28 protein-coding genes are annotated in these 25,177 nt (G+C 42.4%); 13 read left to right on the forward strand and 15 right to left on the reverse strand.

What is annotated here, in order from left to right:
- Positions 1-35: 35 nt before the first annotated feature.
- On the forward strand, positions 36-950 hold the full coding sequence (locus ACED41_RS17650) for a chemotaxis protein (RefSeq protein ID WP_371725361.1): 915 nt from the start codon (positions 36-38) through the stop codon (positions 948-950).
- A 94-nt stretch (positions 951-1,044) separates the two neighbouring features.
- Here the strand turns inward: ACED41_RS17650 and ACED41_RS17655 are convergent, their stop codons facing one another.
- From ACED41_RS17655 to hutW, 4 genes are all read right to left on the reverse strand, one after another.
- Positions 1,045-1,605 carry an ATP:cob(I)alamin adenosyltransferase gene (locus ACED41_RS17655; RefSeq protein ID WP_371725362.1) on the reverse strand — a complete coding sequence of 187 codons (561 nt, stop codon included), beginning with the start codon at positions 1,603-1,605 and terminating at the stop codon, positions 1,045-1,047.
- A 113-nt stretch (positions 1,606-1,718) separates the two neighbouring features.
- Entirely contained in the window at positions 1,719-2,249 is a 531-nt protein-coding gene (gene hutZ, locus ACED41_RS17660) for a heme utilization protein HutZ (protein ID WP_004731858.1), read from the reverse strand.
- Positions 2,250-2,404: 155 nt separating this feature from the next.
- Complete coding sequence (gene hutX, locus ACED41_RS17665) at positions 2,405-2,926, reverse strand: heme utilization cystosolic carrier protein HutX (protein WP_371725363.1); 522 nt, start codon at positions 2,924-2,926, stop codon at positions 2,405-2,407.
- 48 nt (positions 2,927-2,974) lie between these two features.
- Positions 2,975-4,384: a heme anaerobic degradation radical SAM methyltransferase ChuW/HutW gene (hutW, locus tag ACED41_RS17670; protein ID WP_371725364.1), complete on the reverse strand. Its 1,410-nt coding sequence runs from the start codon at positions 4,382-4,384 to the stop codon at positions 2,975-2,977.
- Positions 4,385-4,545: 161 nt separating this feature from the next.
- Between hutW and ACED41_RS17675 the strand changes: the two genes are divergently transcribed.
- The 6 genes from ACED41_RS17675 to ACED41_RS17700 all read left to right on the forward strand — a co-directional run bounded on the left by ACED41_RS17675 (position 4,546) and on the right by ACED41_RS17700 (position 9,427).
- Positions 4,546-5,337: an energy transducer TonB gene (locus ACED41_RS17675; protein WP_102321339.1), complete on the forward strand. Its 792-nt coding sequence runs from the start codon at positions 4,546-4,548 to the stop codon at positions 5,335-5,337.
- Positions 5,338-5,339: 2 nt separating this feature from the next.
- Entirely contained in the window at positions 5,340-6,041 is a 702-nt protein-coding gene (locus tag ACED41_RS17680) for a MotA/TolQ/ExbB proton channel family protein (protein ID WP_371725365.1), read from the forward strand.
- The gene (locus ACED41_RS17685; protein ID WP_017064314.1) at positions 6,038-6,451 is read left to right on the forward strand and encodes a biopolymer transporter ExbD; all 414 of its coding nucleotides are present in this window, start codon (positions 6,038-6,040) and stop codon (positions 6,449-6,451) included. Before ACED41_RS17680 ends, ACED41_RS17685 begins: the two co-directional genes overlap by 4 nt.
- 165 nt (positions 6,452-6,616) lie before the next feature.
- Entirely contained in the window at positions 6,617-7,504 is an 888-nt protein-coding gene (locus tag ACED41_RS17690; RefSeq protein ID WP_017064313.1) for a hemin ABC transporter substrate-binding protein, read from the forward strand.
- A 103-nt stretch (positions 7,505-7,607) separates the two neighbouring features.
- Positions 7,608-8,645: a FecCD family ABC transporter permease gene (locus tag ACED41_RS17695; RefSeq protein WP_371725366.1), complete on the forward strand. Its 1,038-nt coding sequence runs from the start codon at positions 7,608-7,610 to the stop codon at positions 8,643-8,645.
- Complete coding sequence (locus ACED41_RS17700; RefSeq protein ID WP_050620596.1) at positions 8,645-9,427, forward strand: heme ABC transporter ATP-binding protein; 783 nt, start codon at positions 8,645-8,647, stop codon at positions 9,425-9,427. Before ACED41_RS17695 ends, ACED41_RS17700 begins: the two co-directional genes overlap by 1 nt.
- A gap of 385 nt (positions 9,428-9,812) precedes the next feature.
- Here the strand turns inward: ACED41_RS17700 and ACED41_RS17705 are convergent, their stop codons facing one another.
- Positions 9,813-10,274, reverse strand: a complete 462-nt coding sequence (locus tag ACED41_RS17705) for a TetR/AcrR family transcriptional regulator (protein WP_004731875.1) — start codon at positions 10,272-10,274, stop codon at positions 9,813-9,815.
- A 530-nt stretch (positions 10,275-10,804) separates the two neighbouring features.
- Between ACED41_RS17705 and ACED41_RS17710 the strand changes: the two genes are divergently transcribed.
- Positions 10,805-11,104 carry a YfcZ/YiiS family protein gene (locus ACED41_RS17710; RefSeq protein WP_017062761.1) on the forward strand — a complete coding sequence of 100 codons (300 nt, stop codon included), beginning with the start codon at positions 10,805-10,807 and terminating at the stop codon, positions 11,102-11,104.
- Between the two features lie 36 nt (positions 11,105-11,140).
- Here ACED41_RS17710 and ACED41_RS17715 read toward each other — a convergent pair whose 3' ends face one another.
- Positions 11,141-11,437 carry a YnjH family protein gene (locus ACED41_RS17715; RefSeq protein ID WP_017067955.1) on the reverse strand — a complete coding sequence of 99 codons (297 nt, stop codon included), beginning with the start codon at positions 11,435-11,437 and terminating at the stop codon, positions 11,141-11,143.
- A gap of 103 nt (positions 11,438-11,540) precedes the next feature.
- Here ACED41_RS17715 and ACED41_RS17720 point away from each other — a divergent pair, with 103 nt between their 5' ends.
- Positions 11,541-12,140, forward strand: coding sequence for a hypothetical protein (locus ACED41_RS17720; RefSeq protein WP_371725367.1), 600 nt, complete (start codon positions 11,541-11,543; stop codon positions 12,138-12,140).
- Positions 12,141-12,297: 157 nt separating this feature from the next.
- Here the strand turns inward: ACED41_RS17720 and ACED41_RS17725 are convergent, their stop codons facing one another.
- Positions 12,298-13,404, reverse strand: coding sequence for a 1-acyl-sn-glycerol-3-phosphate acyltransferase (locus ACED41_RS17725; RefSeq protein WP_017062764.1), 1,107 nt, complete (start codon positions 13,402-13,404; stop codon positions 12,298-12,300).
- A gap of 175 nt (positions 13,405-13,579) precedes the next feature.
- Between ACED41_RS17725 and ACED41_RS17730 the strand changes: the two genes are divergently transcribed.
- Entirely contained in the window at positions 13,580-14,206 is a 627-nt protein-coding gene (locus ACED41_RS17730) for a hypothetical protein (RefSeq protein WP_017067957.1), read from the forward strand.
- A gap of 133 nt (positions 14,207-14,339) precedes the next feature.
- Here ACED41_RS17730 and ACED41_RS17735 read toward each other — a convergent pair whose 3' ends face one another.
- Positions 14,340-14,825 (reverse strand): hypothetical protein, encoded by a 486-nt coding sequence (locus ACED41_RS17735; RefSeq protein ID WP_017064306.1) that lies wholly within the window; start codon positions 14,823-14,825, stop codon positions 14,340-14,342.
- A gap of 27 nt (positions 14,826-14,852) precedes the next feature.
- A complete protein-coding gene (locus tag ACED41_RS17740; RefSeq protein ID WP_017064305.1) occupies positions 14,853-15,374 on the reverse strand; it encodes a nicotinate-nicotinamide nucleotide adenylyltransferase in 522 nt (173 codons plus the stop codon).
- A 109-nt stretch (positions 15,375-15,483) separates the two neighbouring features.
- Between ACED41_RS17740 and nadE the strand changes: the two genes are divergently transcribed.
- Positions 15,484-16,314: an ammonia-dependent NAD(+) synthetase gene (nadE, locus tag ACED41_RS17745; protein WP_017062768.1), complete on the forward strand. Its 831-nt coding sequence runs from the start codon at positions 15,484-15,486 to the stop codon at positions 16,312-16,314.
- 106 nt (positions 16,315-16,420) lie between these two features.
- Here the strand turns inward: nadE and ACED41_RS17750 are convergent, their stop codons facing one another.
- Positions 16,421-18,292 carry a hybrid-cluster NAD(P)-dependent oxidoreductase gene (locus tag ACED41_RS17750; protein WP_017064304.1) on the reverse strand — a complete coding sequence of 624 codons (1,872 nt, stop codon included), beginning with the start codon at positions 18,290-18,292 and terminating at the stop codon, positions 16,421-16,423.
- Between the two features lie 209 nt (positions 18,293-18,501).
- The gene (locus ACED41_RS17755) at positions 18,502-19,266 is read right to left on the reverse strand and encodes an EAL domain-containing protein (RefSeq protein ID WP_017062770.1); all 765 of its coding nucleotides are present in this window, start codon (positions 19,264-19,266) and stop codon (positions 18,502-18,504) included.
- Between the two features lie 269 nt (positions 19,267-19,535).
- Here ACED41_RS17755 and ACED41_RS17760 point away from each other — a divergent pair, with 269 nt between their 5' ends.
- A complete protein-coding gene (locus ACED41_RS17760) occupies positions 19,536-20,492 on the forward strand; it encodes a helix-turn-helix domain-containing protein (protein ID WP_371725368.1) in 957 nt (318 codons plus the stop codon).
- A 96-nt stretch (positions 20,493-20,588) separates the two neighbouring features.
- On the forward strand, positions 20,589-21,599 hold the full coding sequence (locus tag ACED41_RS17765; RefSeq protein ID WP_108110722.1) for a helix-turn-helix domain-containing protein: 1,011 nt from the start codon (positions 20,589-20,591) through the stop codon (positions 21,597-21,599).
- A 255-nt stretch (positions 21,600-21,854) separates the two neighbouring features.
- Here ACED41_RS17765 and ACED41_RS17770 read toward each other — a convergent pair whose 3' ends face one another.
- The 4 genes from ACED41_RS17770 to ACED41_RS17785 form a co-directional block, all read right to left on the reverse strand.
- On the reverse strand, positions 21,855-22,118 hold the full coding sequence (locus ACED41_RS17770) for a hypothetical protein (protein ID WP_017062773.1): 264 nt from the start codon (positions 22,116-22,118) through the stop codon (positions 21,855-21,857).
- Positions 22,119-22,651: 533 nt separating this feature from the next.
- Entirely contained in the window at positions 22,652-23,392 is a 741-nt protein-coding gene (locus ACED41_RS17775) for a LysM peptidoglycan-binding domain-containing protein (protein ID WP_017059955.1), read from the reverse strand.
- The gene (locus tag ACED41_RS17780) at positions 23,389-24,516 is read right to left on the reverse strand and encodes a hypothetical protein (RefSeq protein ID WP_017059956.1); all 1,128 of its coding nucleotides are present in this window, start codon (positions 24,514-24,516) and stop codon (positions 23,389-23,391) included. The genes ACED41_RS17775 and ACED41_RS17780 overlap by 4 nt, the downstream gene beginning before the upstream one ends.
- Positions 24,473-25,177 carry a hypothetical protein gene (locus tag ACED41_RS17785; RefSeq protein WP_229647381.1) on the reverse strand — a complete coding sequence of 235 codons (705 nt, stop codon included), beginning with the start codon at positions 25,175-25,177 and terminating at the stop codon, positions 24,473-24,475. The genes ACED41_RS17780 and ACED41_RS17785 overlap by 44 nt, the downstream gene beginning before the upstream one ends.

Raw genomic sequence — 25,177 nt, forward strand, 5'->3', positions numbered from 1 at the left:
TTATAAATTAAGCGCGTATTAAGTAGGAGCCACTTATGGTCAAACCGATCAGTAAAGCGAGTCAGTCACAGGGAATGTTGATGTTCAAGTTGTCCCTCACTCAAAGTTTTGCGATTGGCACGCTTAAGGTCAGAGAAATCGTCCCTTTTCAGCCGATGACTCAGATCCCCTACTCCCATCATCACGTGATTGGTACAGTGACTATCCGCGACCTTACAGTTCCTGTGATTGATATGTCCGCTGCGATTGGCTTCCGTCCGATAACACCCGCTGAATACCAAGATTGTGTACTCATCGTTACTGACTGTTTGAGAACAGTTGTGGCGTTCTTGGTTCGTTCAATTGATAAAATCATTGAATGCGACTGGAAGAGCATTGAATCTCCACCCACCAGTGTGGGTCGCAATGTGTTTGTAACGGGTATTACACGTTTTGAAGACCGTATTGTGCAAATGCTCGATGTGGAACTGCTGCTTTCTAAGATCTACCCAGCTTATGAGAATGCTCATATCCCGATGCTGACCGATGTAGAAAGGGAACGCCTCAAAGCATTGAACATCTTATTAGTGGATGACTCTTTGATTGCACGTAAACAGTTATCTGATGCCTTAGACAGCATCAACATCCCTTACAGCATATGTAACAACGGCTTAGATGCCATCGACCTAATGCGACGCCAAGCCAGCGCTGGCAATGCCATTGATCTTCTGGTGAGTGATATCGAGATGCCGGGATTAGATGGTTATGAGCTTGCATTTGAAGTGCAAAACGACAGCGCTTTAAGTCACGCTTACTGTATTTTGCATACCTCACTGTCCAGTGAGATCTGTGTCGACCGTGCTAATCAGGTGGGGGCGCATGAAGCGCTTGAGAAGTTCAACGCGGGTGAATTAATCGAAGCTATGCTACGCGGCGCAAAAGTCTTAAACGGCGCCTCTACGGCTGCTTAGGCTCTGTTATAGAAGCTAAACCTGGCATAGTGCTCAATGGTTTAGCTTCTTAGTCTCTTCTTTCTTCAAATCTTAATAAGAATAGAGCTAACCGTTAGTCTTTGTTTTCTGGCATAGACTTTTTCGGCATAGAGTAGCTCTTACTCACAAATTCCACTTCCTCGACTTCATTGACATGATTGGTAAAAGAGGCCAATGCATAGAGAGTGTTCGCCACTAGGTTTGCGTATTTAAAAAGAATCGGGTCTGGCGACTTTTTGCTTTCATGATGTTCAATACTCACCAAAGCTCGCACGACCTTTTTAGCCTGACAACGACACAAATGAAGTTCACTAGACACTCGGTGTCCACCGGGTAAGACAAAGCCTTTAAACCCCCTTTCTAACTGCTCACGGATACGATGATAATCTTGCTTGAGCTCGACCAATTCAGACTCGGTGATGGCAAGCTTACCGCGCACAGAGCCATTCAAATGGTAGATGTTTGGCTGCAAGCGTTGCAGGATCTCACGAACCTGAGGCTCTAGCTCTAAAGACAACACCAATCCAACTCGGCAACAAAGTTCATCCGACAAAATCTCAAAATCACAGATAGGACTGTCTTCATAGATAAACGGATAACAAAACTCGTCCCAATCTCGACTTACTGGTTTCACGTAGCGATCCTTACATATAAATAGTCATCAAACGCCAATATACCAAACTCTTTGATTTAGACATAAAAAAGCCCTCACATTGGAGGGCTCCTAAAGAAATCGATTAAACGAGATTACTCGTTAGATACTTTTTTGTGACCTTCTTGTAGGTGAACGAAATCCACCAGATCGTCGCCTGACACTTGGTATGCCTGACCAAAGCCTTTAACGAACAGGCCGTTCTCAGCTTTAAGGTTAAACAGAGAGAAGTCTTGAAGTTGGCTCAAACCATCAATGATTTCACCAAAACGCTCTTGCATCTGGCCAATCACTTGAGTCCAAAGTTCCGTTTCACGCTCCACAACACTTGCTTGAGCATCAAACGTTAAACGTTTACGTGCGTAAAGTTGCTTCGAGCTCTCTTCGTCTTCAATCATCATCAAAGAGACCTGAGGGTTCGCTTTCAAGTTGCGAGCATGACGAGCAATATCAGAAATTAGAACAAAGTAACCTTCTTGGTTCTGAACGAAAGGTGCGTAACTTACGTTCGGGCGACCTTCTTCATCAACCGTTGCAAGTTGAAGGGTACGGCGCTCTTGGCGAAACTCTTTAATTTCTGGACCTAGGCGACCTTGTAGACGTTCTTGTTTTACTTGCTGTTCCATGGGTAATTCCTTTCTTCACTTTCTCTGATTTATTATTTTTGCCCAAGGTTGAGCGATCATTAGCGAACTAAACGATCCTCGAGCATTGATGTCTTGTTTAAGCCAGTTGGCAACCCTATGTAAGATTGCTGCTGATTATTTACTGTAAATTGAACTTAAGCTTGTTCTTTTAGCGCTTTGAAGCGTTCTACTTGGTCGGCAATAAGCTCACGCTTTTCGTTGCGGCCTAGGTAAATCTTAAAAATGTTCTCACCGGTTTCACTGAAGAAGCCGAAGTAATGACTTTCACGACCCATGAACGCCTTGCTCACCAAACCGATATGTTTAACGTTATCAAGTTTAAGGTGACCATGAAGCTCGCCCTCTTTGCCCATTAGGTTGTAGTAACCACGCGCTACCTTACCTTTCGGGAATGGCGCTTTTACTTCAAAGATAGAACCAAATGAATGCACGATAGTGGTCACAGGCCCCCAACCCACTAAACCTTCTAGAATCTCTTGAGCACGTCTGCCATCTAGCATTACTGCCATGTCGTTTGGAAAAGCAGCAACCACTTCAACCTCTGAAACTCCGAGCTTCTCAGCAATTGCATTAGGAAGCAGTTTTGGTTCTTCTTCTAGAATGCGAGCGACACGTTGTTCTAGAGTTTCTGTCATTTCTAATGTTGTATCTGTCATTGAATATGTTCCGTATAAACGAGTAAGTTATAAACTAAAAATTCGATATTAAGCGTGCTTCAAACTTGCATGCGGGTGTACGCTCGAACCTGACGCTTTAGGCGCTGGGTGCATAGCTTGGTATTCAGCGTTAAGCACTTGAATCACACTCTGCGCTAGGCTTACCGCCCAAAAGCTGCCAGCAATAGTCAGGCTCAGATAATCTTCCGAAAGCTCAACTAAACCGTTATTTTCCCAATGTGCGAACAAAGGTTTTAGGTAGTCGAACGTGTCTTGTCCCATAAAGCTCGGTAGCGTACTTCTTCTAACAACACCAGAATCGAAACCTGCCTTTAATGTTGAGAAGATAGGCTCTAATGAGCTTTGCTTAGTCATCATGGCAATAGGTAATTGACCTTGCTTTATAGACTCCATGTAGCTGTCTAAAGTTCGATGCTGCATCACACCATGACCGCCGATGTTGCCACCAGCGCCACAACCAATGGGTAGAACTTCGGCATAAGTTTTCGCTAAGCTGTTGTAAATGCTGCGTTCGCGGTTATCACGAGTCCAGTGGTTTACGCTCAGTTGCTTGACCTTATTTTTTGCCATGAACTCCACAGCCGCCAAATACATGCTCGCCTTATCTGGCGTATTCGCAGGCGGTGGGATTTTTCCTTTCTCAACAAGATTAAGCATAGGTGTATTGCCCGCAACAATCAGTTGGTAGAGGTCAATGCCGTGTGCGCCAGTAGACATGTAGTCTTCTAAATCTTGTTGGAACACTTCCATAGATTGGTGTGGTAATCCGTATAACAGATCAAGAACGATTGGCGCTTGCTCGGTGCGGCTTAGTGAACTGATACGTTCTAGCACAACCTCTCGGTCATCTAGGCGCTTAGCACTACGTCGAACCTGAGTATTGAAACTTTGAATACCGAACGAGAAACGATTGAAGCCACCTTCAAGCGCACGATCAAACATCTCGTCACCAAATCGATTGATGCGCCCTTCCAATGTCATCTCAACATCGTTTGCTAGTGGGAAATATTGACGAATCGCTTTACCCAGCTGCTCAACTTGTTGAGGCGACAAATCGGTGGGAGTTCCGCCACCAATATAGACGGCGTGAAATAGTCCAGACTGAGCCCAAGGTGTTTTGGCTTTCTGCTTTAGCTCGACCATCAGTGCATCGAAATACTCATCCACCAATTTACGGCTTGCGGCATTTTGGAAGAAATTGCAGAACGTACAACGCACACGACAGAAAGGAATGTGGATATACAAGCAACGCTTATCCTGTTTTTTCCCTTCACTCAGCATCAGTTCGTCAAAGAGTTCTAACTTCTTACTGGGGTCGACCGGAATTGAACTTCCTCCGGCGTGTGCAGAATGCTTTTTCGCAAACGCAAAACGAAGCGGATCAGGGCTAGAAATGCCCAAGATTGATTCGTCAAATTTATAAATATTAAGACTCATATAATCTCTCTAAACACTTACATAGCAAAGTCTGGAAGACTATTCGCTAAAAACTGAGAGAATCATAAATACACGCAAATGATAATGCAATTGATAATTGATCTTATTTAGATTCTAGGCAATAATCCGATACAGAATTTTGATTTGGTAAAGGATTGATTGTGAACGTTCCTAGATATGTTATTGCAGGCGGTGCATCGTTAGTGATTCATGCCGCGTTGTTGTTTGTCGCTCAAGAATCCAAAGTATTTGCGATGCCTGCAGGTAGCCAATCGAACACGGTATCGATCAACTTCACTCCTAAGAGCGTTCCTTCACAAGCTCAGCAAAAAACAATCACAGAGCCAGTTAAACCTGAGCCAATAAAAGAAACCGTCTCACAAGCCGAACCAAAAACGGTTGAGCCAAAGCAAACTAAGCCAACCCCAAAGAAAAAAGCGATCACCAATAAACCTCAACCAAAGAAAGTTGAGAAAAAAGTGATTGAAAAGAAGGTTGTCGAGAAAAAGCCTGTTCAAAAGAAACCAGTGACTGAGAAAAAGGTGGTGAAGAAAGAACGCCCAGAGCCAGCCACTCAACCAGAGAAACTGGCCGACAAGAAAGTCGATAAGAATATGGACGAATCTGCCAACCAGTCTCAGGAAGTAAACCAAGGCGTATCAAACCAAGAGCCGGTTTTAGTCACTAAGCCTTCGTTCTCTGCGCGTCCTACCCCACCGAATTACCCTCGCCAAGCAAGACGTCGTGGCGTTGAAGGTGTCGCGACTTATGAGATCTGGCTAGACGCTGAAGGCAAACAAATTAAACAAGCATTAGTAAATTCATCAGGCGCGCTAATGCTCGATAACGCCGCATTAGATGCCATTAAACAATGGAAATTCTCACCTCACACTGTCAATGGTCGAGCGATTGCTCACCGAGTACAAATACCTGTTCGTTTTAGGTTGGATTAATCATGGAACAAATCAGTTACTTACAAGATCAACTTGGCTTAATGACTTGGCCTCTTCTTATCTGCTCAGCATTAACAGCAATGATCATCGCTGAACGTGTCTTCCAAGTCATGCTCAGCATTGGTGTGGGCAAACGTGCCATTCGTCGCGAGTTAAACCAAACCTCACCAACCAACAGCAAAGAGATTGAAGCGCTTGCTCAGTCGATTTCAGGTAAACGCCCGCTCTTGTACAAGGGCGTGTCAATGTTGCTTGCTCACCACTCTTTCTCAAAAGGGTTACGTGAAGATGCCGCTGGGATCTGGCTACAAGAAAAACGCCACCAGCTTCATGCAGGTTTAAGACTGCTTGGTTTGATCGGCGTGATCAGCCCACTCATCGGCTTGCTTGGTACGGTACTTGGTCTTATTGAGATGTTTAAAGGCGTTGCCGCGACAACAGGCAGCATCACGCCTAATGATTTGGCAGACGGTCTTGGATTAGCAATGCGAACCACAGCAGCAGGTTTGATGATTGCGCTTCCTGCTATTTCTGGTGCTCAGCTACTAGGGCTATGGGCCGATCGAGTGCTGGCTCAATTGGAGCATACATTGAACTATGTGAATGTGTGGCTAGAAGGCATGTCGATTCAAACCAATCAGTCTGATGATACTCAAGGTAAGCCTATCAACAAAACCTCTATCGGTGATGTGAGTCAAGCATGATTAAAACGCCCCACTCATCTCACACACAGAGCCTAGCGCCAGACTTAACACCGCTGCTCGACATCATTTTTATCGTGATGGTTTTTCTACTGCTTACGGCATCGGTAAAGCTGGAATCGCTAGAAGTTGAGCTACCAAGCTCGGATGTTAAAAACGTTTCTGAAGTCCACAAAGACTCGATTAGCGTCAACATCCTAGACCATGCCCCCTACTGGGCGATTAACGGCCAAGAGTATATCAACTGGGAAAACTTCAAGATTGCCTTGTTAGAAGAGACAGGCTCAACGGATAAAAAACCGATCATCATTGGCGCGGATAAAGCCGCCAATGTTGAAAACCTAGTGAAGTTGCTTTCATTCCTTCAAGAGAACGGAATACCAGCGACTCAACTGCTCACGGACGATGGCTAGAACAACACTCAATTTTTATGAGGCCTAGCGTTTATAAAATTTGGCTCCTGATAGCTAAGACCAAATAGACAGAACTAAGCCTCTCTATCGATTCGAACTCACAATGCGAACGGACTGCTCACTGAGTATCTTCGCGATACAAAAAGAAAATATAAAGAACTTATTATGAACAACTTAAACGTGCTCAATAAATTAAAGACCAAGACACATCTCCTTTCAGTTGCCGCTATGAGCCTGGCACTTAGCGCACCCGCAATGGCCAACGACGCTGAACAACCTCGAATCATCAGTGCCGGTAGTGCCGTTACTGAATTGGTTTTGGCATTAGGTGCTGAAGAGCAGCTAGTCGCGATTGATGTGACCAGCCACTTTCCTCAAGCAGAAAACCTGCCAAAGATTGGTTATCACCGAAACCTGTCTGCTGAAGGTCTACTCGCCCTAGAGCCAACCACATTGATTGGCTCGGATGAAATGGGACCAGACAACGCGATCTCTCAATTAAAATCGGCAGGCGTCGATGTAGAGATTGTTAACACTGAAGCAAACGTGGAAGGGCTATTAAAGCGTATCGACCAAATCGCAAAGATCACCCATACCGAAGACCACTCGCAGCAAGTGAAAACCGATGTGAATCAAAAGATCGCAGCACTGAAAGCGAACCAAGTACCAAGCAACGAAGCGAAGAAAGTTCTATTCCTGTTGCTGCATGAAGGTCGCCCTGCCAACGTTGCTGGCGGTGAAACATCACCAAACGCAATCATCGAGTTAGCTGGCGGTATCAACCCTGCCGCTCAGAGCTTAACGTCTTACAAGCCACTTTCAATGGAATCACTCGTTGAGATGCAACCTGATGTCATTTTAGTAAGCGGCCGTAGTTATCAAAAAATGGGCGGCGCAGATGCCATCCTGAAATCACTGCCTATGCTAGCGGCAACGCCTGCAGGTATGAACAAGCAAATCATTACCGTAAATGGCAGTGCTTTGGTTGGCGGGCTTGGCCTAGAAAGCCTCTCTGAAGCAAAGCGTCTAAACGCACTTATCTACCCGCTATAACTCAACCACCCTATTTCTGCTATCGCTAATTCGCTTCCCTCACCAACTGACTCACGCTGTTGTTGAAGGAGGTCGAAGTTAGCGATAGATATTGAGGCCCTTTATGTTGTTACGCTCCGTCCCACTGAAAACGTCGATGTTAGCTCTAGGTGCAACCCTAGCTTTTGTCGCGCTGTACTCGATCACTGTTGGGCCAATGAACATTAGCTTAGCGGACAGCGCCACAAGCTTAATTAAACCAAACAATGACTTAGCACCTCACATCAACTTAGTGATTCAAGAGATCCGCTTACCTAGAACCATCTTGTGCATGCTGATTGGTGCGATCCTCGCCTTGTGTGGTGCAGTGATGCAGGGTTTGTTTCGAAACCCACTTGCAGAACCTGGCATCATAGGTGTGTCTGCGGGCGCAGCATTAGGTGCTGCACTGGCTATCGTTTTGTTCTCTGATCTATCGCTTCAATACCCTGCTTTCATGAACTTTGCTGCGGTTCCTGTGTTCGCTTTTCTTGGCGGCGCTTTAACCACGCTGCTGGTGTATAAGCTGGGTACAGGTAAATTCGGCACCTCTGTCACCATCATGTTGTTGGCGGGTGTGGCGATCAGTGCGCTCTCTGGCGCAGGTATTGGCTTCTTGAATTTCATTGCTGATGACCAAATGCTGCGCGATCTTTCATTGTGGTCGATGGGTTCATTGGCGGGCGCTAAGTGGTCAGGAATTTTGCTGGCAGCTGTCACGCTCGTTGGCTTGTTTGTTGTTTTCTACCGCCAAGCGATGTCTCTAAATGCTCTATTACTGGGCGAGTCAGAAGCGCAACACCTTGGTATCCCAGTTCAAAAGCTGAAACGAAAGCTGATTCTACTGACGGCTGCGGGCGTTGGTATCACAGTTAGCCTGTCTGGCATGATTGGTTTTATTGGATTGGTTATCCCACATTTAGGTCGCATGTTGGCAGGCCCTGACCACCGAGTTCTGTTGCCACTATCAGCGGTACTAGGCGCACTGCTGCTAACCGCCGCAGACATGTTCTCACGTGTGGTACTTGCTCCGGCAGAGCTACCTGTAGGTATTGTCACTGCGATTATCGGTGCCCCATTCTTCTTATATCTACTATTTCAACAGAAAGGGAGAATCCTTTAATGTTTCCTTCAGCTTTAAAAGCGACCGATATCGAAGTGAAGTTCGGCAGTAAAGTGATATTAGATGGCGTTTCTATTGAGATTGAAGCGGGAAAGGTAACTACACTGCTTGGACCAAATGGCGCAGGTAAAAGCACGCTGCTTAAAGCTTTATGCCAAGAGATATCAAGCAACGGCGATATCCAGTATTTTGGACACAGCAAAGACAAGTGGCCTTCTCACAAGTTAGCTAAGCACCTTGCTATGCTTCCTCAACACAGCACCTTGACCTTCCCATTCTTGGCACATGAAGTTGTCGAGCTTGGTGGGATTCCTCTGCAAGAATCCAACAAAAAACTAACTAGCATTGCTAGCCAAAAAATGGATGTTGCTGATGTGACTCACCTGAGTGAAAGGCTTTACCCTTCACTATCAGGCGGTGAAAAGCAGCGAGTGCACTTGGCTCGAGTATTAACTCAGCTTCACCACTCTGGTGACCAATGTATTTTGATGCTTGATGAACCAACCTCTGCACTGGATCTTGCCCACCAGCACAACACCTTAAAGATTGCGAGAGAATTAGCCGATAACCACAATGCCGCGGTTATCGTGGTTTTGCATGATCTCAACTTAGCCGCGCAGTATTCCGATCGATTGGTGGTATTGAAAGATGGCAATTTGGTGTGTGATGGCAAGCCTTGGGATGCACTGAAACCTTCGATGATAGAAGATGTGTATGGTTACAAAAGTATCGTAGAAAAACACCCAACCATGAGCTTCCCTCAGGTTCACCCCGCACAATAAGTCCGATTAAGGAGCGACTCGTTTTGAGTATTCGTTCTTGATAACAATGACGTAATCCTAAGCCTCGATTTGTTCGGGGCTTTTTATTGGCTCACAGCCACTCTCTCGGCTTAAACTCAATTTTATTAATAACCACAACAGCAAGCACCAAAACGACTCACCTTGAGCATTTGAGGCTCTAGAAATGAACTCTACTTGTTAGGGTTACTTAGCTTTTAACACTGAAGAGTAAAACAAGCCGCGAGCGTAAGTATATAAAAAGAAAGGAAATAACATCATTCAACAAGACTGCGACATCGATGTGGGATTGAGAGAAAAACGTACAAGAAGTGAAACTGCAAGCACAAAAAAAGCCCCCGTAGGAGCTTCTTTTATTGAGTGCTGATTATTGGCTCATACGAATCAATGATTTACCAATCAACCACTCTAGTTCTTTACCGCTAGTATCGCCAAACTGAGTTTCAGTCAGCTTGTATAGACGATCAATACCGTTTGCAGCGAACTCATGTGCGCTCTCAGCAGTAACGATATGATGGAAAAGTAAACGTAAGATTGCTAGGAACTCAGCGTCTTCAAGTGCTGCAACCCAGCTAGCTGAAAATGCGTCAAGGCCATTTTCGAAGTCAATGTGTTCCATGAACATCTTGAAAATACGACCGTCTAGAGCAGCAGTAAAATCCGTTTTCTTTGGAAAGTGATGACTTATACCTGTACGAGAAACACCCGTTTGTTGACTCAACGTCGTGTATGACATCTTGTCGTAACCCAATCTTAGTAGCTGGTCTACAACGGCATCCATGATTTTCTGGATCGTGATTTCTGTATCTTCTTTACTACGCTTTGGCATATTCAGGCTCTTCTCTTTGTAAATCCATCTAACTCAATCAAATGAAGTCAGAATGAAAATCGTTATCAGCATTATGTGAGCAAGGTATTTTTTCGCAAGTATTTATAACTAAATTCACACAAATACTATGTACGAACAATTTTACAGTGATGCCTCTTTGGACACTTTGTCTAATTATTCTTCGAAAATCACCTTACAATCCTAAGTCGATAAGTTTAAATAACTACTTAGAATATGAAATACCCAACGAAAAATTCATTGTATAAATACCTATCAAGCGATAGATAGTCTTATAAAATCATTTCTGGCGCAACTAAGTGAATGATATTCTGACATATTAATAACATTCCTCTTCAACAAAACGTGAGGTAAATCACATACATATTTGGCGGCGCGAATATAGATATTCATCAAACACCTTAACAAACAACATAGCATACCAGTATAAATTAGTTCAAAGGTTTTAATTTTTGTAGATACAGTTCGAATTGCTCGTTAGAATAACCTCAGACTTTGTAAGAGGATTATTTATGAGCCAAGATATTGGTAACAACGATGTATGTGAGGCTTGCGGCTGTGCAGGCGAAATCGGGTTCATCATTAAAGAAGGCGACGATGTTGCTGAAGTAACGGTTTACGGAAACTCAAAAGCACTGATTGAAGCTGAGTTTGCTAAGTATGTTGAACTTGCTAAACAAGTGTCTAGCAACGTTGAGTTCGAAGCATCAGAGATGACTGAAGAAAGCACAGAGTTGCACGCTCGCTTTAAATTTGAAGTTAGCGCTGAGAAGATTATTTTTGAACTTAAGACTCGCTCTCTAGCGCGTTAATATAAGCATTTATATGCTTATTAAAAGACGAGTGAATTACTCGTCTTTTTTTAATTGAACCCAAGCCAGTGACCCATTTTGCTCAAAATCGTTTTCTGCAGCGCACTGAATCACTACGCCCCCCACCTCTAACACTGCCCCAATGCTATAAGCCTTGTCATCGTAATAACAAACTCGTTGCTGTTGACCGCCTTGTGTCACCACCACCGCAGCTTTACCGGGCGTTGAAATTACTTTGTTGGCACTCGCAGACATTGAGCCAAACACTGAAGCGGCTATCAGAAAGACCTTAATAATTCGTATATTTACTCTAATCATTAATTTACCTATCATCTTTGCTCCATTCCTCGTTAATCTACCGCCAAATGGGTAAAACACTATGCGAGATTAATTTTTCCATTATAGTGTAAGCGTCTATCGTAATAAGAAGCCTGTTATGCTCAGAATAATTGCACTTATTATTGGTTCCTTAACCATAACAAATGTCAGTGCTGAACCACTCGATCACTATCAAATATTGAACCATCTCGATAATTACGGAAACTTATATCTACGAAATAAGCCTTATACATCACTTCCAACTGGCTTGGTGGTAGATGGTAATCTCAATATAGAGAATACTGCGATCACACGCCTACCCAAAGGGTTAGAAGTGAACGGCAGCCTTAAAGGCTCTAACAGCCAACTCGCTCGAGTCCCGAGCGGGGTTAAGATAAAAGGTTACGTCAACTTGATTGGTAGCCAAATCACCAGCTGGCCAAGAGGTGTAAGAGTGGGCGGCTTTATCAACCTCACCGACACTCCACTGGAAAGGCTACCGAATGGCTTTAGAGTAAAAGGCGATCTGAGCGTGATCCGCACTCCTTTAACCGAGTTACCCAACGGGATCGTGATTGACGGCGACCTTTATATAGGCGGTTCTGGGATTACAACATTCCCCGAGACCATGACAGTCAAAGGCAACATCTATCTGGGCGGTAACACTGTAACCACATGGCCAACCAATCTAGAGCTCGGTGGCGCAGTCGCTCGCTAATTCAAGCTAATGCTCTAATGCTCTAATGCTCTAATGCTCTAATACGTTAATGCTCGATCGCAGCAACAAATGGTGATTCAGAAACAAAAAAGGAGCCCAAGGCTCCTTTTTCAATTCAATCAAGTTGCTAATCAACTAGCAAGCTAACTAACGCTCGTTAACCAATGTTCTTCACTGGGTTAGCGTAGCTATCGATCAAGTACTGACGCGCACCTTGTGGCAGGCTCGACAGTTTAGCTTCAAACTCTTGTTTAACGGCCGCTGTAATCGACTCATCTTCTTTTTCTGCTGCCAGCAAGTTTACTGGGAACAGTTTGTAGTTATCGTGGATCTGACGATCGATCTCTTCAGCAAGCGCTTCAGGCGTATCAAAATCTTGGTCGATAACCTGACCGAAACCAACGTGAACGCGTCCTTTATCACCGATGATGCCTTGAATGATACTTTCGATATCTTCAAACTCACCCTTTTCGTAACTGCCGTTTACGTCTTTTTCGAAAAGCTCTATCGCTTTAGCCGTGTCACATGGGTCGTTCTCGTAAGAAATAGCCACAGGAACAATCTTCAATGACTTCACGTATTCAGGGAAAGCAATTTTTTGCTTACGTCCTTCAACGTGGAACATTTTCAAAATTGCTGGCTCAGTAAAATCGTTACCGTCTTTCGCACGACCTTCCTTTTGAGCGATCCAGATTGAGTTGCCCGTTTCTAGAGAGTGCTTAATGTAAGAAGACAACTGCCCTAGCGCTTTCATCATCTCACGCGGTCCTTTCAAAGAACGCTTTACGATGAAGCTCTTGTTTAAACGCATCAATTCAGTCGCACATGGCTTTTTCAACAGGTTGTCTCCGATAGCGATACGACAAGTCTGATGATTATTTTGATGCAGAGCGTAATTTACTAACGCAGGATCCATAGCAATGTCACGATGGTTTGATACAAACAGATAAGCTTGGTTCGCATCCAGTGACTCGATACCCGTGTACGTCACACCGTTAGTGGTTTTCGCTAACGTGTCGCGTAAGTACTTTTTCACTTCAATCTGAATGGATTCAACGCTAGTCAGCTTGCTCCACTTCATTTTTAAGTACACACGCAAAATCGGGCTCATTAATGCTTTGAACCAAGACGCATGGTTTGAAAAACGGTAATGCAAGATTGCACTGATAAATTCTTCATCATTAATAAGACGGTTTAGTGCCGCTGGAATTTCATCATCGCCGTAAGGACGAATATCAACATATGGATCGGTTGGAGAGGTCATTTTTTAATTCATATAATAAAAAGCTGGCTCATTCTACGCGTTGTTTTGACTTCTCGCAGCTACAGAGCCCATACTTTTGACAAGGTCAGACCAGAAACATTGAAAATCCCCTGTTATTGTTGGCATTCTTTAAGATTAACGGTAATCTTGACGCCCCAAAATTAAGGTACTATCTATGAACTTCGCTATTGAATATACATCGGCTTACTTTTCACACTTGGTGATCACACCACGCAAGAAAGTACTTAAACATAGCCTTGTATCGGTTCAAAGTGGCTTGGTTTTGATTAAGTTAGGCAAACAAGAGTATGCCGTTGAACCAGGACAAAGCGTCTGGATTCCACACGACTGCCTAACGTCACTGACCTACTTTCCAAACACTCAGGTTAACCGTGTCGATTTTTCTGTTCGTTTGACGGATTCATTCCCAAGACAAGCGGGTTACATTACGCAAACCAACCTCTCTTCGGCACTACTAGAAAAACTAGAGCAAACCAAAGCTCGCGCTTCCAATGCCAATAATACGGAACAAGCGTTTAAAGATATGCTTTCTGTATTGAAGCAAGAAGTGTTGTCGTTTAAACCACTGCTTTGTGAAAGTGCTCTTTCTCAGCGATTCAATCAATGGAACATTGATGATTCAAACCTGCCACAAGAGCACACTCTGGTGATGGTGATGCGAGAAGCGAAGAAACGCATGCAGTCAGGTCAAAAACGTTCACTTGTGATTGATGATCTGTTCTCAGGTAAAGAAGAAGAGTTCGAGCAACTGTGTATGCTTGTTTTTGGTGAAGATTTATAGCTTGGCGGAAAGTGAGTGCTGGTATTAAAACTCGCAAGCCAGATACTAAAAAGCCGCAAAAACTGAGTTTTTGCGGCTTTTTTAATTCTTACTATTTAGACGTAGATAGCAATCTATCTGTGTATCTGCCTGTCTAAAATGGCAACTCAACCTGCATCATTAGGTCGGCGTCACGTGAGTCGTGCCAACGATAATCAAAGCGCATACGCGGCTGCCCTTCGACTTTCTCGCCAAAACCGATGCTGAGTTGAAGACCATGATTCATCAACCACTCTTCAGTCGACATATCATACTGCTCATCTTCAAGGTCTTCTGGAAACCACATACCCAAGCCAACATAGTTTGACTCAATGCTTTGTGTCAGCAATGGCGAGTCTTTGGTTTGAAGAACCCAATCAGACCAATAGTCCGGTGTGCTTTCCGGTTCATCATCGCTCAGCCCACTGATTTCCATCATACGTTGGCCAAAAGACTCAATGCTGGTCGAGAAATCTAGACAATTGTCATCTTCATCAGAAGTCAGCATGATTGAATCTAAGCTAAAAAAATCACACTCAGCATACGCAGGCATACTACATGCTGCCATGATCAACGTCGCTGGTATCGCGCTCTTTAGCATAGTCCTCTGACCTCTTGATTAGTGAACTCACATTATCTGATACAGTCCACTATCTTGCAACATCTTTGTAACTGACTTTGTACTCAGTTTTGCAACATCGCTTCCACTTATCAGTGCATTACGTATGTCTGTGCTGCGAATTTTCACTTTTTCAGGGCAAGCCATTACAGACCACTGCTCGGTAATCTCATCTGATTTATAGAAAGATGAGAACTTAAAGAAGTTATCTGGGCCAATAACAAACGTCAGTTCAGCGTCACGATGTAACTTTTGCAGTTCACTGAGTACAGCAAAAGTCGTCACGCTTTCGCCGGGTGTAAATAAGCTCTTTTCGATCAACGAAAGCTCAACTTGATCCAGTGAAAGATCACTGATAAATGCATTAACTAACTGACATCTCGTATCAAAGTCTAGCATCTCTTTTCCCCAAGCATGGGCAATACTTGGAACGAGTAGAATTTTGTCAAAGTGAGCCAACGAATCAATCACACTTTTATGCCCTAGGCTCGGTGGATTAAACGCACTACCGAAAATGGCTATTTTTTCCATTGTTTATTACTGCCTTCTCTTTCTAAGCTTGTGCAAAGAGGTTTTTAAATCGGATGATTTAGGTATGATAACACTAGATTTTTAATTTGCTTGCAGGAAAGGAATACGAATGGAACAGTTAATTCGTGACGAAATGCGCGTACTACCTTCAATTGACCCTCACTTCGAAGTGACTCGTCGTGTGGACTTTATTAAAACGAAACTTCAGCAGTCAGGCTGCAAGTCTCTGATCCTTGGTATCAGTGGCGGTGTAGACTCAACGACCTGTGGCCGCTTGGCACAAATGGCCGTGGATAGCCTGAATGAAAACTCTGGCAGCAACGACTACCAATTCATTGCGGTTCGCCTACCTTACGGCGAACAAAAAGATGAAGATGAAGCACAACTTGCTCTCTCTTTCATCCAGCCTTCTCAATCTGTTTCTGTAAACATCAAAGCGGGTGTTGATGGGCTTCACGCAGCATCTCACGTTGCACTTGAAGGTACAGGTTTACTACCAACAGACTCAGCAAAAATCGACTTTGTTAAAGGTAATGTGAAAGCTCGCGCTCGCATGATCGCGCAATACGAAATTGCGGGTTACGTTGGTGGTCTTGTGATTGGTACTGACCACTCAGCAGAAAACATCACTGGCTTCTACACCAAACACGGTGACGGTGCATGTGATTTAGCGCCTTTGTTTGGCCTGAACAAGCGTCAAGTTCGTGAACTTGCAGCAACGCTAGGTGCGCCAGAGCTATTGGTTAAGAAAGTGCCTACTGCCGACCTAGAAGAGCTTGATCCACAGAAAGCCGATGAAGCAGCATTGAACCTTTCTTACGACCAAATCGATGATTTCCTTGAAGGTAAAGAAGTCCCTCAAGACGTGTCAGACCGCTTAGTAGGCATCTACAAAGCAACACAGCACAAGCGTCAACCGATCCCAACGATCTACGATTAATTGTTTGAATTAATCTTAGAATCAAAAAGGCCGGAAGTTCATTTCAGTGAACTTCCGGCCTTTTCTATTCAATGTGCTTTTCTTTCTGGCCTTCCGACCTACCGAGTTAGTCTACAACTTCGATATCAGTTTGAGGCACACTGCAACACGCCAGTATTTGCCCCATGTTGCGTTCATGCTCTTGCAACGCCGGTACATCAGGTTGATGAACTTGCCCAGACTCAAGGGTCACTTTACAAGCACCACAGAAACCCGCGCGACAGCTTGATGCGATAGACACACCTGCCGACTCAGCTTGCTCTAGTAGTGTTGATTGGTTGTTGCCTTCGAACAGGTAGCCGTTAACGCTCAACTGCAGTTGCTTCACCGCTTCTTCCGTTGATTGAGCAACACCAAACGCTTCTTGATGATAATGCTGAGGATTCAGCCCCATTTGAATCAGCAATTTCTTGGCATTATCCATAAAGCCGTCAGGGCCACACACGAATGCTTGGCGCTTATGAAGGTCCTCAATTTTGGCGACATGAGACACACTCAAACGACCTGACAAACCATCCCACTCTTTCGTTGGTTGGCTTAGTGAATAAATCACACTTAGACCAGCATGTTCGCGAGCGATCTTATCAATCTCAGCTTGATAAGGGATATCTTCTTCACTGCTGCATTGGTGATAGAACACCACATCATCAATCTGACCATGGTCGGCTAAGTAACGAAGCATCGACAACATAGGGGTGATGCCGCTTCCCGCTGATAACAGCAGTAATGGATGTGTTGGGTTATCTTCTAAGTAGAATGCGCCATCTGGATTCTGAGCAACTAGCGTGTCACCGACTTGGAAGTGATCATTGAGCCAGTTTGAGATTTGACCATCGTCCACTCGCTTCACGGAAATCGCCAAACGACCTGCGCGTGAAGGGCTAGAAGATAACGTGTAACGACGAGACACTTTCTCGCCATTAATCACCATTTCAATCGGTAGATGCTGCCCCGGCTGATAGCTTGGTAATAAATTGTTCTCTTTCGCTGGCTCTAGCCAAAAGGTTGTGAAGTCGCGAGCGATCTCTTCACGCTCGACGCAAGTTAAGTGCAGTGACTCGACCCAAGAGTCTTCGTAGTGTTCTTTCTCTTTGGTTTCAAGTACCTCAACAACGTCACCCGCTTTCACCAGACCTTCATTTTTCGCCACAAGGTTCTGACCAAAGAAAACGCCACCACGTTCATTGGCTCTGAACGTAGAAAAGGTATTGAGTGGCTCTTTTGTTGCTCTGAATTCGCCGCTCTCAACATCGACTGTCGTTAGGATACAGCGCTCACAAGGCTTCACCGCTTCGAATTCAACCTCACCAATTCGAATGCGCTTCCAACCATCTTCAGCAAACGCTTCAGTGTTTGAGACGACAAAATTGGTGCGGAACTGATCCATGGAATGCGTTTCAGGACTACGGCGATTCAACTCATCAAGCGAAGCTTGGCTGATGATTAACATCGGGTAACCATCGGCGAAACTGACATTCTGACCAAGCTTTTCTCGAACACGATTAGATTGCTCACCACAGAACAGAAGTTCTACGCGAACACCAAGCACATCGCTAAACCAATCATCCGCCTCGTCGTTGGTGGTATACGCAGTGAAGCTATCTTTCCACACTGTTGCAGGCGCTTCTTGCATCTTGAAGTTTGCATATTTTAGGCGCAGCGGTTCTTTGCCTTCGTAAGTAAAAATAAAACCGTCTGGCTGCAAGCTAGAAGACACCTTGACCATTTTAGGGTACTTACGCGCCGTCACCATTGAGCCGTCAGCCAAGGCCAACATAAAACGTCTGTCGAAGGTAAGGCCCTGTTTTTCGACCCAAGCAGAAGAGAGTGCAATCCCACCTACTGATTTAACCGGAAACACATTAATTTGAGATAAGGAGGGCTGTTGACCTGAAAGCTCTTGCTCCAAAGCCTTTTGATCCAAAGGTGACTGCGACATAACGATTCCAATGTTTTGTTGTTTGTCCCAATGCTAACAAATGGTTATAAATAGATAAACTGGCAGGCATTAAACACTTGATACTAAGTAGGCATGATTAAACTAATAGAATGGCATTATGTTCCGGCAAACCTAAAACTATTGAAACTAACGATGATGCTTTACACACTAAAAGTAACCCGAATTTATTCACGCTATTTTTAAGTAGATCAGCAATATGCTGCACCTTGTTTCGACAATTGACTCAATGAGCCAGGTTTGCCTAAGTGATAGCCCTGAAAATAATCTATGCCCTGCGATTGTGCAAAACGTAAATCTTCATGGTTTTCTATACCTTCAGATAACAATTCAATCTGATACTTCCGAGCTAAAAATCTAAGACGCTCCCAAAAGGTCGAATTATCACTCCGGTTTCTCATTAACGACCGATCTATTTTCACTATGTTCGGTTTAACAACCCTAATCAGTGCTTCACCAGTGTTATAACCACTGCCATAGTCGTCTATCGCGATTTTAATTCCAAGACCACGACATACTCCAAACTGGGACATCATCCTTTTCTCGTCAATGCCAACCGGGTATTGTTCATTCTCAGTAAGCTCAATCCATAAGGTTATACCTAACTTGTTGCATGCTTGCCAAATTGGGGAAATATCACGTAGAAAAGTGAAACTTAAAACGTGATCAGGGGAGATATTAATAGTCAGAAAATCAATCATTTTCTTCTGAGACAATAATTCCTCGGACACTCTTAACAAGAATATTTGAGTAAACCATGCAATCTTCTTAGAGTCTAACAGACAGCGAATTGACGATTCAACATCGTGCCCTTTTTCCCAACGTAACAAAACCTCAGCACCGACAGTTCCATTGCCATTAGTTATCGGTTGAAAAACAGGATAAAACAATCCCTGATTAACATCGTCAATAAGTGCTTCGGCTTGTAAATTTTCAGACAACATATTCGTATTCATAAACAAACCTCTTTTTGTGATTAATCCATACTACAGATCAATAACTAGCAAGGATTAGCATGAACAAATCATATGTAGCTTTACATGCCTACTTCTTAACCGTGAAGACAAACTGCATAAGTAGTTAAACGAACTCCTGTACAAATACACAATGCCGTTTCAAAACGGTAATCTCGAGTCTGTTACTTTTAGATAGGTTATTAAAAACGCCATAAACTATCATAGATGACTATACTTCAATTAGATCAAATTACGCTTAGGGATAATGTATGTTTGGTGACTATTTAAAGGAATTGAGAGTCTCACTAGGTCTTACTCAGAGTGAGCTTGCTGTTAAGTTAAACCTTGCAAATGAAGAGTTTCGCTCTGTAGACGTGGTAACTCTCAGTCGTTGGGAACGAGGAAAAACCAAACCAACACTTGCCAAATGCCTAAGAATCTTGCGTTGTTTACAGGTTGACCTGAGTGACTTTTATGAATTAATACCTAATCCAAACGAAACAAAGCTACTAGACGAGATTGAACAACTTCGTTTTAATAACAGGGTAACGAAGCTTTCATCATTAAGTTATGAAGAGCCACAAGAGCCACAATCAGCTTTAATTACTGAGATGCCACTTCTTTTGAAAGATGATGACGAGATACTATCTAGCCTTAAAATCTTTTACGAAACAGCCATCCATACACCGAAGGGTTTTTTCGACATTAATCTATATGACTACCAACAAAACAAACGAGCTATTTTAAAAAGATTTATAACAGAAAGCGGGCAGTTGGTAGGTCACTCACTTAGTTTTATATTCGAAAGTGACTATTTTGACAAAGTTACTCATTCAAAAATCATTGATATCGACCTGACAAAATCTGTCAGTTATAAAAATTCGACTAAGTTATCGGTTTGTAATTATAATCGTTACTCTTCTAATTTCCAGATATTTCGATGTATGTTAGTTTCTCAATTTATAAACCTAATTCACTATTCAAATGTTCAACGTTATTATTTCTTTAATGCATGGCCTGAAAGCGGACAAATTTTAGAGCAACTTGGATTTAAGAAAATAGCATTTGATATTGAGTCAGAAAAAGGAGGTTTTAAATTAGGCAACCGCTCATTCGAACATTGCTTATACGAAATTGATACAGCGACACTTCTTTCTCAACCCGAAATAATAACCCTCATAAAAACAACCCAGTGGGATAACCAATACTCAATCAAAAATCATTAGGCATAGCCAAACAGCCTTTAAATTAAGATGCCTACCATCTTAAGTTTCTACACATAATAATACTTCGCCTTATGCAAAAGATTGGAGAAAACTACTGTGTTTGGCGAATACTTAAAAAAATATCGAATCGCGAATGAACTAACACAAAGTCAAGCAGCTACAAAGCTCAACTTACTCGGAGGAGATCTATCGAACATTGATACCGTTACACTTAGTCGATGGGAAAGAGGAACAACTAAACCAACTCTTAGCCGTAGTATTCGTGTTTTGCGAGAATTTACCAACGATCTTGAGCCTTATCTATCTAAAGTTAGTCATTTACAACATCAAGACCCTAGTTCTAAAAATAGAGTTGATCAATTCAATACTCTGATGGAAGAGAAATACCGTAGTCTAAATAACTTGATCGCCAGAGCAAATTATCAGTCAACATCGATGATCGAACACAATCCTGTTTGTGAATATCCGATTGGAAATTCTAATGATAGTGAGATTGTAAATTCTGTACTTGTTTTTCATGAGAAAACCTCTGATGAGAATATTAAGCATGGACTCTATAAAATCGATTTTTTAAACTATTGCAATGAAAAACGTTTCATTGCCTATAAATATGTCGACAGCGTCACAGGGGAGCTATTAGGACATAACATAGGCACTATATTCACGACTGAAGGTATGATCTCCGAAATTGAAACACTTTCTCAAAAGTCGATTGATGAAATAGATTTAAGAAAAACCGTTCCTTATAATAAAAGCCGAAAATTAGCTTATTTTGCGGTGAGCCAGCATTCGCTGTACGAGCGACCTTTTCGTCTACAATTAAATAGAGAATTCAGGTTTCTAGCAAAACACGCTAACATTACCGACTACTACACAACAGTTGCTATAAAGAGCTCAGCAGAAGTACTCGAAAAAATGGGATTTTCTGTTGTTTCGTACGAGAAAAAATCAACCAACGGTGCAATCAAAATTGGTAAACACTATTATTCTAAAGCTTTAATGCACATAAAAACAAGCCAGCTATTTACTCAACCCGAGTTCTTGAACTTGCTTACAGGCTGTCAAACCTGTTCAAACCCATGCTCAATTAGCTCTCAGTGTTGCTAAGCGGTCTCTTTCCGCGCACATTAACAGGAGTACCAATCCATCGAAAGATAGTTCTGATGGATGAACTCCTGCTTGCTTCAATCTTTCAAAACACAGCTCTACAGTTTTGACATTCGTATTCGATATTATTGAACCAATATACCTCATTATTTTCCCACTTAAATTATCAGTACAATCTATATACTATGTAATTAAGCGATTGAGTATTAAAGCATATGGTAAAAAGTTAGAATCTAATATGCTATGTTCGCTTGACTACATGTCAACCTCACGAACAATTACATCATCTACTTCATTGTTTAGTAATGTTACATAACTGCTCTGAGTCATGCCTCTTACAGCTTTCGTGTTTTGCATGCCATCCACATTCGTTAGACTTTTGTCAGAATAAATTGCTCGTATATCTCCATCGACTCGGCCTGAAAACGTGACATCATCAGCACTAATAGAAGCAATCGCTGAGGTTGCAAAAAATAAAAACGAACATAAAACGACCTTAATATTGACAAACGACTTCATAAACACCTCAAATGTAATTGGTTACATATGAGAGTTTAGCTTATTCGCAGGAAAAAAGAAGTCTAATGCCTACCAGCCACTCTTGCATCCGTGATGTTAGATTTGTAAACATTAATTTGTTCAGAAAAGTCCATTCATAATAATCATGATATAGCATGGATACAGCCACATCAATTCACCAGGCTTATACATATTATGCGCTGGTTAGCTATTTGATGGCAGTTAAACCTTAGGGAGAGACCGAAGAGTAAAACGCTAATACATATCTTGCAAGTCTTCATAGTAGTTTAATGGTTTTACATTAAGAGAATTAAATTTTATCTAACTTCGTAATATTTAATTCCTGAACCTAAGATCTGGAATGTAAACCATGATTCTTGGCAACACTTGATTATTCACATCAACGTAAGCTATGTAAGATCATAGATGAATAGTTAGACAGATTTAATCGAGTGCAAAAAAAAAGCATCACCATACCTTATAAGAAATAGGTCTAGTAATACTTTAATATTGATCAGGTTACCGGTAAGAGCTTATTCTAAGACTTGGCCGGGATAGATTAAGTCCGGATTTTCAATATCATTACTCTCAATGATCTCTTCTAAATCGAAGCCGAACTTTCTACGCAGTTCATATAACCAATCACCTTCTTGTACGACATAAGGTAATGTCGGCTTAACAGCAACTTCGGATATACTGTTAGACATAGTATCGAAATCACAGTCCATATCATCTGGGTCAGATGTGCAATCCGGAGCTTTTGTAATTTCAAGCGAAGAAGGGCGAGGTTCAACTTGATCAGACTCAATCTTACGCTTGCTGTCATTGAAATAATAAGATAATCCAACCACGGCTTCTCGTTGGTTTTTCCCAAAATCATCATTCAACGTTTGATTAAGTGCGATACTCGCACCGAAATATTCATTCAAAGCATACTCGACAAGGTACTCTATTGTTGGGTATTTGTCTTCGATTCCAACTCCTACCTTTAAATCAAGAGTATCACCATCATGTATACTATAGAGCAAATCAAGGTCAGGTATGTACTCTGAATCACCCAATAACTTGTAGTGCTTTATACCTAGATTCAATTGAAGTCGGTTATATTGGTAGAGAAAATAAAAAGATTGAGAATTTTCATACATATCTCCATCAAAATTATAGCCATAGTTTGCCCCTACCCCCAAAATATGAGCAGTTGGCTTCTCAGCAACCGCTGCACCGCTGGTTAGTACTAGAAACATAAAACAAATATTATTAATTAGTCGGTTCACAGGTTCACCTCATAAACAACATTAAACGACCCTTGGTAATTACCTGAACTAAGTGCATTTCCATCGACATCAAAACTAACATCGTATGCTACATCAACTTTGTTACTACCTTCTCCATTCACTGTAATCACTTCTGAATCAGGAAAAGATGCGGTATTAAGTACTCCGTCTTGGACAATCACCTTGTCAGGGCTTTCGCAGCCAATGGCACACGTGATTGTGTAGGGTATCTTTTCTAGCGAGTTATCAATATTTGTAAGCTCATAGTCACCTGACGTAGGGCTAAATGTCATAATAACGCCTGTAGGTAAAGTCCCTAACAAGCTAACATCATACCTCGTTGTACCAGAGATCCTTTTTGTTGCAGTATCATACTGGGGTTCAATATTCCCGTCTCCAAGTACCGTTAATGATTCAAGGATCGCAGCTTGATAATCAATCGTGATAATTAACGTCTCCGGCACTCTGGTATAAGTCATCGTACCGGTTTGACTTGTAAAAAAGTAAGTGGGTGAAAGGTTAATTGATGCCGTAAAAGTTCCAGATCCAACAGGGGCTGCGAACACATCATTACTGATATTAGGCAAAGCGAAAGCAGGTCGATAAAACTTAAAAGGCTCTATTCGGCTTGTTGCTGTGTAACCCATTCGCGACACACACAAAGTCGACTCTTGGCCCACTTTCGCACTCGAACCACTTATATTTGTAGCTGCACACTCATTGGCAACTCCCATTCCCACATTTGACCCGTAGTCTTTTGATGTGAAATAACTAGCCGAGCTACCCAAATTGTACTCAACGCCTAACAACTCCAGGCTGGTGTTAAAACTTTCGCCTGTAGAATGATTAACAAAGCTAACGTTATTAACGGGTTGGTTATCCATCGTTGCGGGATACCACTCTGCCGTTGGTTGCTCTTGCGCTATCGTCCATGCAGATGGAGATATAGCTTCACTACCGAAATAACTATTTGGCGCCGCATTGTTCCAAACCACAGAGTTGTTTGCTGTAATCGTTCCGTATACATCTGCAGCATGGCTACTATCTAAAGCCGTGAATAATAGCGCTATACTAATTAGGCTATTTCTTTTTAATAGTGATATTTTTGTTATAACTGTAATCATGGTTGGCTACCTTAACGGATAACGAATCGACATTTTGCAGGCCTTCTGCTAATTTTATGGTTTTCTTTCGACCAGATAGTATTGTATTAGTTTGTTTACATTTGTTACTAACAGAATTCGGTTTACAGTTATCAAACTGCATGTAGAAAAATGTGTTACCATTATTTTCCACATAAACTTCTGAACCGTTATATTTAACTTTGTAGTCAACATTAGTATTTTTTGCAGGTACAATATAATAAGGAGCATAACCATAATTAATACCAATTATACTTTCTTTTTTATCTCCATCGATAACGCTAGGCATGAAAGTCACTTGATAAACTTTGTCCTTCTCTAAATCATCACAATTAACCTGACATAAATTCTTTACTGATACACGACGTCTTTCCCCCGGATTTAATATCAGTTTATTGGGTAATAGCGCAAGATCCCATAAAGGTAAATTATCTTTTGTTAGCTCTACCTTTTCTAACTCTCCGTTTTCAACCTTTACTTGGCTAACGTTACCTTTTATATATTCAGGTTCAGTTTTCGAACTAGTCAGAGTAAAAACTCCATTACCATCTTCTCCAGCTATAAGAAGCATTTTATCTATGCTAAATGCATGGCTAAAAGAGGTCGTCATTAATAGTATCGAAGTAAATATTACACGTTGCAT

The sequence above is a fragment of the Vibrio sp. 1F255 genome (assembly GCF_041439145.1).
Classification (GTDB): Bacteria; Pseudomonadota; Gammaproteobacteria; order Enterobacterales; family Vibrionaceae; genus Vibrio; species Vibrio crassostreae_C.

What these genes read in the sequence shown, in the direction of transcription:
- ACED41_RS17735 (WP_017064306.1), bottom strand. Translation starts at nt 14,825, where the DNA reads ATGCTAAAGAGCGCGATACCAGCGACGTTGATCATGGCAGCATGTAGT.
- ACED41_RS17695 (WP_371725366.1), top strand. Translation starts at nt 7,608, where the DNA reads ATGTTGTTACGCTCCGTCCCACTGAAAACGTCGATGTTAGCTCTAGGT.
- ACED41_RS17710 (WP_017062761.1), top strand. Translation starts at nt 10,805, where the DNA reads ATGAGCCAAGATATTGGTAACAACGATGTATGTGAGGCTTGCGGCTGT.
- ACED41_RS17650 (WP_371725361.1), top strand. Translation starts at nt 36, where the DNA reads ATGGTCAAACCGATCAGTAAAGCGAGTCAGTCACAGGGAATGTTGATG.
- ACED41_RS17755 (WP_017062770.1), bottom strand. Translation starts at nt 19,266, where the DNA reads ATGAATACGAATATGTTGTCTGAAAATTTACAAGCCGAAGCACTTATT.
- ACED41_RS17725 (WP_017062764.1), bottom strand. Translation starts at nt 13,404, where the DNA reads ATGACCTCTCCAACCGATCCATATGTTGATATTCGTCCTTACGGCGAT.
- nadE (WP_017062768.1), top strand. Translation starts at nt 15,484, where the DNA reads ATGGAACAGTTAATTCGTGACGAAATGCGCGTACTACCTTCAATTGAC.
- ACED41_RS17715 (WP_017067955.1), bottom strand. Translation starts at nt 11,437, where the DNA reads ATGATAGGTAAATTAATGATTAGAGTAAATATACGAATTATTAAGGTC.
- hutZ (WP_004731858.1), bottom strand. Translation starts at nt 2,249, where the DNA reads ATGGAACAGCAAGTAAAACAAGAACGTCTACAAGGTCGCCTAGGTCCA.
- ACED41_RS17690 (WP_017064313.1), top strand. Translation starts at nt 6,617, where the DNA reads ATGAACAACTTAAACGTGCTCAATAAATTAAAGACCAAGACACATCTC.
- ACED41_RS17680 (WP_371725365.1), top strand. Translation starts at nt 5,340, where the DNA reads ATGGAACAAATCAGTTACTTACAAGATCAACTTGGCTTAATGACTTGG.
- ACED41_RS17760 (WP_371725368.1), top strand. Translation starts at nt 19,536, where the DNA reads ATGTTTGGTGACTATTTAAAGGAATTGAGAGTCTCACTAGGTCTTACT.
- ACED41_RS17720 (WP_371725367.1), top strand. Translation starts at nt 11,541, where the DNA reads ATGCTCAGAATAATTGCACTTATTATTGGTTCCTTAACCATAACAAAT.
- ACED41_RS17740 (WP_017064305.1), bottom strand. Translation starts at nt 15,374, where the DNA reads ATGGAAAAAATAGCCATTTTCGGTAGTGCGTTTAATCCACCGAGCCTA.
- ACED41_RS17780 (WP_017059956.1), bottom strand. Translation starts at nt 24,516, where the DNA reads ATGATTACAGTTATAACAAAAATATCACTATTAAAAAGAAATAGCCTA.
- ACED41_RS17705 (WP_004731875.1), bottom strand. Translation starts at nt 10,274, where the DNA reads ATGCCAAAGCGTAGTAAAGAAGATACAGAAATCACGATCCAGAAAATC.
- ACED41_RS17685 (WP_017064314.1), top strand. Translation starts at nt 6,038, where the DNA reads ATGATTAAAACGCCCCACTCATCTCACACACAGAGCCTAGCGCCAGAC.
- ACED41_RS17770 (WP_017062773.1), bottom strand. Translation starts at nt 22,118, where the DNA reads ATGAAGTCGTTTGTCAATATTAAGGTCGTTTTATGTTCGTTTTTATTT.
- hutW (WP_371725364.1), bottom strand. Translation starts at nt 4,384, where the DNA reads ATGAGTCTTAATATTTATAAATTTGACGAATCAATCTTGGGCATTTCT.
- ACED41_RS17785 (WP_229647381.1), bottom strand. Translation starts at nt 25,177, where the DNA reads ATGCAACGTGTAATATTTACTTCGATACTATTAATGACGACCTCTTTT.
- hutX (WP_371725363.1), bottom strand. Translation starts at nt 2,926, where the DNA reads ATGACAGATACAACATTAGAAATGACAGAAACTCTAGAACAACGTGTC.
- ACED41_RS17700 (WP_050620596.1), top strand. Translation starts at nt 8,645, where the DNA reads ATGTTTCCTTCAGCTTTAAAAGCGACCGATATCGAAGTGAAGTTCGGC.
- ACED41_RS17750 (WP_017064304.1), bottom strand. Translation starts at nt 18,292, where the DNA reads ATGTCGCAGTCACCTTTGGATCAAAAGGCTTTGGAGCAAGAGCTTTCA.
- ACED41_RS17730 (WP_017067957.1), top strand. Translation starts at nt 13,580, where the DNA reads ATGAACTTCGCTATTGAATATACATCGGCTTACTTTTCACACTTGGTG.